This is a genomic window from Aquidulcibacter sp., from assembly GCF_044346625.1.
Lineage (GTDB): Bacteria > Pseudomonadota > Alphaproteobacteria > Caulobacterales > Aquidulcibacteraceae > Aquidulcibacter.
Map to the genome: position 1 here is coordinate 1 of NZ_JBIIYV010000137.1, position 4,214 is coordinate 4,214.

The 4,214-nt window shown below is 56.4% G+C and carries 5 protein-coding genes; 2 read left to right on the forward strand and 3 right to left on the reverse strand.

What is annotated here, in order from left to right; genetic code table 11:
* Nucleotides 1-539 precede the first annotated feature (539 nt).
* Complete coding sequence (locus ACIQ20_RS16005) at nt 540-1,592, forward strand: glycosyltransferase family 4 protein (RefSeq protein WP_395782073.1); 1,053 nt, start codon at nt 540-542, stop codon at nt 1,590-1,592.
* Nucleotides 1,593-1,684: 92 nt separating this feature from the next.
* Nucleotides 1,685-2,575, forward strand: a complete 891-nt coding sequence (locus ACIQ20_RS16010; RefSeq protein WP_395782075.1) for a LysR family transcriptional regulator — start codon at nt 1,685-1,687, stop codon at nt 2,573-2,575.
* Between the two features lie 34 nt (nt 2,576-2,609).
* Here the strand turns inward: ACIQ20_RS16010 and ACIQ20_RS16015 are convergent, their stop codons facing one another.
* The 3 genes from ACIQ20_RS16015 to ACIQ20_RS16025 form a co-directional block, all read right to left on the reverse strand.
* The gene (locus ACIQ20_RS16015; RefSeq protein ID WP_395782077.1) at nt 2,610-3,359 is read right to left on the reverse strand and encodes a glutathione S-transferase family protein; all 750 of its coding nucleotides are present in this window, start codon (nt 3,357-3,359) and stop codon (nt 2,610-2,612) included.
* Nucleotides 3,360-3,482: 123 nt separating this feature from the next.
* Nucleotides 3,483-3,716 (reverse strand): helix-turn-helix transcriptional regulator, encoded by a 234-nt coding sequence (locus tag ACIQ20_RS16020; RefSeq protein WP_395782079.1) that lies wholly within the window; start codon nt 3,714-3,716, stop codon nt 3,483-3,485.
* Entirely contained in the window at nt 3,716-4,093 is a 378-nt protein-coding gene (locus ACIQ20_RS16025) for a hypothetical protein (RefSeq protein ID WP_395782081.1), read from the reverse strand. Before ACIQ20_RS16025 ends, ACIQ20_RS16020 begins: the two co-directional genes overlap by 1 nt.
* Between the last annotated feature and the right edge of the window lie 121 nt (nt 4,094-4,214).

Sequence of the window (4,214 nt, forward strand, 5' to 3'; positions counted from 1 at the left end):
GGGCGGCCACCCACCAAATTGCCTAACCAGCCCAACCATACTTACACATCACAAACAGACAATCCCCGAAGGCGTCAGCCTATCGGGGACCTTGTGCCGCAAAGTTCAAAGGGGTCCCCGCTCTGCGCTTTCGCTCCGGCGGGGATGACAATGTTGGGATAAGGAGAACTCTAGCAGCCCTCGAAGAATTGGCTGGGCCTTATGTTTCCGTCGCGAGCCTCTGATGATTTCTTGCGACTTCAAAGGACTAATCTTCTCGCGCAAAAAAAGAGGCCGCATCCAGTGAGGATGCGGCCCTTTGAGGCGGCCTCTTGGGGGGAGGAGACACCGATCAGCGTACAGGACGCGAAACCTTCGAGTGTCCGCAGCGGAGGCTCACTGCCACCTCTAAGTAGGGATGCCGCGGCAGAATAAAAAGGCCCGTGCGGGTTAAGCAGGACTGCAAAAATGCATGGCTGGCGCGGATATGCAGCAGGCGCTTCTGCATTTGATCAGGCGAAAGCCTTCCCCCTCCCCGCGCGCTACCGTTAAGGTAGGGCATGATCGTAGGTTTCGCCTGTTTCTTGGCACTTTTGGTTGCGTGGATTGTCACCCGTCTGATGATGGCTTGGGCGATAGCGGACGTGCCAGATGCCGCACGAAAACTGCATCGCGCGTCGACACCTACCGCTGGCGGTGTGGGCATCATGGCGGGCACGCTCGTCGGATACATTTATCTGAGCTGGCATTTCGCCTTCGTTGTTAGCGAAGCTTGGACATGCCTAGGCTTGGCTTTAGCTGGGGGCGCGCTTGGTTTTTGGGATGACCGCAGCGCCATTGGACCGAAAATCAAGCTCCTGATCATGATCGCGATCACCTCCGTCTTTGTGATCGGGGGCATGCGGATTGAGGGTCTATTGGTCTGGCCGGGTGTCGATTTGGAATTAGGGCCGCTGGTCGGAGGCCTCGGCACCCTGTTGTGGCTGCTAGTGATGGTCAATGTGGTGAATTTCATGGACGGGGCCAACGGCCTCTCGATTGGGTCGAGCGCGGTGGGCCTCGCTTGCTTGAGTGGGTTGTGCTGGGCGGAGAGCACGTTCGGTGCAGCAGGCCCGACCAACATCGCAATCGTGGGGAGCTATGTCCAAATCTGTGCGCTGGCAAGCTGCGGTTTCTTATACTGGAACGTCAATGGCGGTCGGATCTTCGCTGGCGACGCCGGCGCACTCTTTGTCGGGCTGGCCATAGGGGCATTGGGGGTATGGGCAGCCATTTGGGAAGTGAACCCCCTCTCTGTGGCTACCTGCTTCCTGCCGCTCTTGGCCGATTCCATCCTGACCATTGTGTGGCGCGCCTGTCAGAAGGCCAATCTTCTCAAGCCTCATGCCGACCACGTCTATCAGCTCGCCATTCGTGCAGGCCGCTCTCACCTGCAGGTGGCCGCACCCTACTGGCTCGCTACAGGGCTATGCGGGGCCGTCGCGCTTTTGGCAACGATAGGGGGCGTAATCTGGATCAGCCTCGGTTTTGGGCTGTGTCTGCTAAGTCTCATAGTCATTCTGGAGCGCCAGCGCGCCCACTTTCTGGCTCTCCTGTCAAAGCAGGCTGGCTAGTGCTAGTCCGCTCCGCTAAAAAGGCTCACAAAACAGAAGCCTCTCACAGATTGAAAACTGGACGAGACTCTCAAAATAAGTCAGGTTAACGGATGGATTGGGACAAGCTTAAAACCTTTCACGCCGCTGCAGATACCGGCAGCCTCACCGCTGCCGCCGAAAAAGTCGGCCTGTCGCAATCAGCTGTCAGCCGCCAAATCGCGGCGCTGGAAGATGGATTGGGCGTTCCCCTGTTTCATCGGCATGCACGCGGCTTGATCCTAACCGGCCCTGGCAAAGTATTGCAGCAATCGACCGGCCAGATGGCGACCATTGCGGCGGTGGCGGAGTCCAATCTGAAAGATGCACGCGACCGGCCACAAGGCGAACTGATCGTAACGGCCCCAATCGGCATTGGGGCGACCTGGCTGGCACCGCGTTTAGGCGGCTTCATGGACGCTTACCCAGACGTGTCCTTGCGCTTGCTTCTGGATGACCGAGAGCTTGACCTCACCACCTTAGAAGCCGAATGCGCGATCCGCCTGTGGGAGGCAACGCATGCTGACCTAATCCAGCGCAAGATCTTGTCGATCACCACGTCGCTCTATGCCTCGCGGGAATATATCGCCAAGCACGGTATGCCCAAGACGCCAGAGGATTTGGCCAATCATCGGGTTATCGCTTATGGCGCGCGTTCGGGCGACCCGATGAAGGTGCTGGACTTTGCCCTCACCTTGGGCCGGGAAGATCACCGCCCGCGCGAGGCAGCGCTGACGATCAATAATGTCTCGGCTTTGGTAAAGGCTGTGGTTGCTGGCCTTGGCATTGGGGGCCTACCCGATTATCTGGCGCAAGCTGACACAGGCTTGATGCGGGTCTTCCCAGAGACAGACGGACCGAATATCGACGTCTTCTTCATCTATCCCGCAGATTTGCGCCGCTCAAAACGGATCGCTGCGTTCCGTCAGTATCTGCTGGAGCAAGCGGTGAATTGGAAGGGCTAGGGCGTAAGAGGCCCTGCCCTCCCAAAATATTGACTTAAGTCTTCGTAACAGCCGCAGTTTGACCGAAGAGAGACTTGGCTGCAGCCTTCATATCTTCCTTGGATTGCTCGCCTGCTGGCTTGCGCAAATCCGCCCCCACCGCATTTCCGGCTATAACGGCTGGACGGGCGTCGATGCCATCAAACCAAGCTTTGACATGGGGGAATTCTTCAAGATCTTGGCCAAACAATTTTGCACCACGGACCCAAGGATACGAAGCCATATCGGCGATGGAATAATCCCCTGCCAGATACGGGGTTTCTTTAAGCTGGCGCTCCATAACGCCATACAAGCGATTGACCTCGTTGGTGTAACGGGTCTGGCCATACTCGATCAAACTCGGATCGTCGACCAGATTAGGCGCATAAAGACGGAAGTGGCTGGCTTGGCCCGACATCGGCCCGAGACCCGCCATTTGCCACATCACCCACTCGTCAACCTTCACGCGGCTGCGCTCGTCACTGGGGTAGAATTGGCCAGTCTTGCGGCCAAGATATTGCAGAATGGCTCCGCTCTCAAAAACCGAGATTGGCTGCCCATCTGGCCCGTCCGGGTCGACAATCGCCGGCATACGGTTATTTGGGCTAATGGCGAGGAAAGCAGGCTCAAATTGCTCGCCCTTGCCGATATTGACGGCCTTCATGACATAAGGCAGCCCCATCTCTTCCAAAGCAATGGAGATTTTCCAACCATTCGGGGTTGGCCAATAATAAAGTTCGATGGGGCTTTGACTTGGCTGCGACATGAGCATCTTCCTGTTTGATGACCCGGGACTTGCGCCGGTTAGCCTCAAGTCGGGTGTCGCCATCTTAAGCGCAAGCGGAGAAAATCGAACAGGGCCTATTTGAATTTCTCAACAGTGGACTGCCTAGCTTGACCCCGTCCCTTCCTCTTCAAACTGAAACAAGGTCTCGAACGGAACCGACAACGCCCGCGCCATCCGAAACGCCAGCTCGAGCGATGGCGCATATTTCTCGGCCTCAATCGCTAAAATGGTCTGGCGCGTTGCCCCAACAAGATTGGCAAAGTCCTGTTGGGTTAGCCCTGCCTGAGTTCGCAATTGCCGGATCTGGTTGAGCACGCGGCCCTTGCTTACAGCCATTAGGATAAGCGACCCAGAACAAGGATCATGACCTGCTTAACCCCATGACACAGGAACAAAACCGACATCAGAATAAAGAATAAGGTTGGCAAATGCTGGATATTCAAGGTCAAAGGCACTGGGGCTGGAAGGGTTGATTGCCACAGGATTTGCCAGATGAGCACATTGATCGCGCAAAACCCCACAAGCAGGCCAAGCCGATCGGCCCGTGCGATGATTTGCTCATCTCGTTCGTCCTCAAATGCCCCCCGTTTGCGCATGATATTAGCCCAAACACCGATAACTGCCTCACTCACCATGCCGAGGCCCAAGACAAATAGCCACGTCCGCCAGAGGTGGCGCGCCTCTTGGTCGGGGATAGACCAGCCATCTATCATATTCGCTGTCAAATAAGCGAAGATGCAAATCCCCATGAGGAGCGATAAGCCAGCCCTTTTTTCCGCAAGCGTCATATCCTAGACCTTCCTTCGCGCCAAAATGACAAAGATGTTTTACATG